This window comes from Chitinophaga sp. (genome assembly GCF_036569125.1).
Taxonomy (GTDB): Bacteria; Bacteroidota; Bacteroidia; order Chitinophagales; family Chitinophagaceae; genus Chitinophaga.
Genome location: NZ_DATCRF010000586.1, coordinates 1 through 2,986, shown reverse-complemented (window position 1 = coordinate 2,986; position 2,986 = coordinate 1). Strand labels below are relative to the sequence as shown.

Annotated in this window: 2 protein-coding genes; both read right to left on the bottom strand. The window is 45.8% G+C overall.

Features of this window, described 5'->3' with window-relative positions:
* A partial coding sequence (locus tag VIM87_RS21920) for an ABC transporter permease (protein WP_331999076.1) occupies nt 1–1,830 on the bottom strand: 1,830 nt, incomplete at its 3' end.
* Between the two features lie 156 nt (nt 1,831–1,986).
* Nucleotides 1,987–2,805 carry a hypothetical protein gene (locus tag VIM87_RS21915; protein ID WP_331999075.1) on the bottom strand — a complete coding sequence of 273 codons (819 nt, stop codon included), beginning with the start codon at nt 2,803–2,805 and terminating at the stop codon, nt 1,987–1,989.
* Nucleotides 2,806–2,986 lie beyond the last annotated feature (181 nt).

Sequence of the window (2,986 nt, the reverse complement as noted above, 5' to 3'; positions counted from 1 at the left end):
GCCATATACGTAATCCTTTATCACACCTACTACGCGCAGGTTAAAAGTTTGGCCGGGCTTGTCACCTGGCATTAACATGGTTTTGCCAATGGCGCTGCCTTCTCCAAGGAGCCTGCCCATGGACTCCGTTACCAGTATGTTGAAGTATTTGATGGTAGAATCCTTAGGCCCAAAACCCGGGTTCATTTCCACTACATCTGAAGGTTTAAAGTCCCTGCCCTCAACCAGCTGCATACCTGCTACATTTACATATTCCGGGCTTACTACTCTTTGTGATACCAGGATCTGGCTGCCGGGTGGTTTACCCGGCCAGTCAATACCGGTAGTATTATTACCACTATAAATGGTTTCATGATCGGCCAGGGAAGCATTGGCTACTGCGCCTGTGTTTAACAGATCCTGTTTAATTGCGGGAAAGTGCTTCAGCATATCACCCTGTAAATTCATCTGGATCAGGTTATCCTTATTAAAACCCAGGTTACGGTGTTTTACATGCTGGATCTGCTGGTAAATGATAATAGTGCCAATGATCAGCATAATAGACATGGTAAACTGCATTACCACCAACCCTTTGCGAATGAAGGCGGCACTGCCTGTTTTGGCCTGCAATCCTTTTAATACTGCTACGGGGTTAAAAGAGGATAAGTAAAACGACGGATAACTGCCTGCCACTACTCCGCATACCAGGGCAATACCCAGTAACGCTGTTATGTGTAAAGGCTGCAGCAGCCCTAATACCAGCTCTTTCTGCACCAGCATATTAAATGCAGGTAAGAACAGCGCCATGATCAACACCGCTGCTATTGCTGCTATAAAGGCCATTGCCAGGGCTTCACTCATAAACTGCATCACCAGCCCGCTTTTACCTACACCCAGCACCTTGCGTACACCCACTTCCCGGGCACGCTTTTCACTGCGGGCAGTAGCCAGGTTCATGAAATTAATACAGGCAATAAGCAAAATGATCCAGGCAATAGTGGTAAACAGGCGTACATACATAATACGGCCACTGCCAGTGGGCTTGCCGTTCCGAAACTCACTATACAGCCGCCAGTATTGCATATTGAATAAAAAAGGATGTGTGATGGCATCCGGTACTTTTTGTTTTATATAATTATACAGCAACTTATCTACAGATGCAGCCGTTACCCCGGGTTTTAATTCTACAAAGGTTGTAAGGCAACTATTGTCCCAGGTCTGTGCCCAGGGACTTTTGCGGTAATAGATCTCAAACGGAGCTATCCACTCAAACCGCAGCGTGGAATTGGCAGGCAGGTCTTTCAACACACCAGTGATCACATAATCCTGCTCCCGGTTTACCCGCACAGTTTTGCCCAATGCATTTTTTTCTGTTCCAAAAAATTTACGCGCTGTTTTTTCAGTGATCACCAGAGAATAAAGCTGTGCAAAAGCCGTTTTGGGATTGCCCTGCACAAAAGGCAGCGTGAACATATCGAACAACGAAGCTTCCGCATACCGGCCGGTAGCATACAATGGCTTATCGCCAATAGTGAACAGCAGGCTGGCTCCTTCCTCCGTATACCTGCAGGTATTGGCAATACCGGGCAGCTCCGCTTTCATGGCGGGCCCCATTACACCGGGGGTGGAAGTATGGGTGCTTATCCCATTGTCCATATCGGAGTTCACCTTGGTAATGTACAGCCGGTCCTGCTTTACATGGAAGTTGTTAAAGGTCATTTCATCTTCTACCCATAAAAAGATCAGTCCTGCACAGGCCATACCTATTGCCAGCCCAAAGATGTTCAGGAAGCTGTAGGTTTTGTTCTTCCAGAGGCTGCGCGTGGCGGTTTTGAAATAGGTGGCGAACATAACTATTGGTTTGATCCGGATGGCAGCACCAAGAAAATGCCATCTTACCATTCACTTAAAAACCAATCACTTGAAGATATAGATATACAGCAAACTGTCCGTTTGTAATAAGGGGCATGTCCGATAGTGAACAGTTTAAACCGGCACATTGACGGCTTAGTCAACACCCTGCATGAAGGAATTAAACACCTTTATAAATTTCTGCTGTGTTTCCTTTGGGATATCATTATAAAAAGCTACCTGGAAATCCCTTTCCAGCGCTGCATTGGTAGTATTGGGCACCTGGATGTTCCGCGAATGCACGATGCCTATTAACTGATCTTTTTCAAATACCAGTTGTATGCGCATTAACGGCGAGGGGTCATCGATCCAGTTCTCATAATTGAAATAGGTAATGAAAGGCGGCATGCGGTCGTCTTTCTCCAGCTCAAAATTGCTGATAAAAGGCTGCAGGCTTTTGAGGGAACGGTCTGTTATTTTGCTTAAATAATCTTCCAGCACATTTTCAATAATGGATTCAGGGTACAGGTTATCCTTATAGGTATAGCCGGTCAGTTCGGCCCAGGTTTTCCTGGTGTTGGTGCTGGTGCTAACCGGTATGTCTTTTAATATTTCACCCACTACCTTACCATCTACGATGATCTTGTGGCCTTTGCGGAGGGTATCCGTACCATAGGCATCATTCGGCAGCTCAGCGAGCACACCAATGTTATACCAACCGTTTTTACCTTCAGTACTGTTAACCAGGGTGTAATCGTTTAAAGAAAAGATCACTGCTCCATTGGCGCTGCTGCGGATATTGGCAGGGCCGTTTATTCTTTCACCGGTCATAGGGCCGGTGAAGGCGGATGGTTTTTCTTTTGTTACCGGTGCAGGAGTGATATGGGTACTATCTGATTGATCATTGGTATTGGTAGCTGTGTTACAGCCGGCGGCCAGGATAATGATGATAAAAAGTGTATGGATATGCTTCATACTGGTGCGTAGGATTTTGGAGCGAAAGTTAGCAAAAACTGGACCTGGATTGTGGGTTTATTTTGTACTTTCAAAATTCAAGCTCCTTTATATGAATCTGCTGGAGAAAATAAGATCCCTTTTCCGCAAATCAAGCCCGGTTGCTCCGATAACAACAATAACGGGAAGACCGGTATATGAC

What these genes read in the sequence shown, in the direction of transcription:
- VIM87_RS21915 (WP_331999075.1), bottom strand. Translation starts at nt 2,805, where the DNA reads ATGAAGCATATCCATACACTTTTTATCATCATTATCCTGGCCGCCGGC.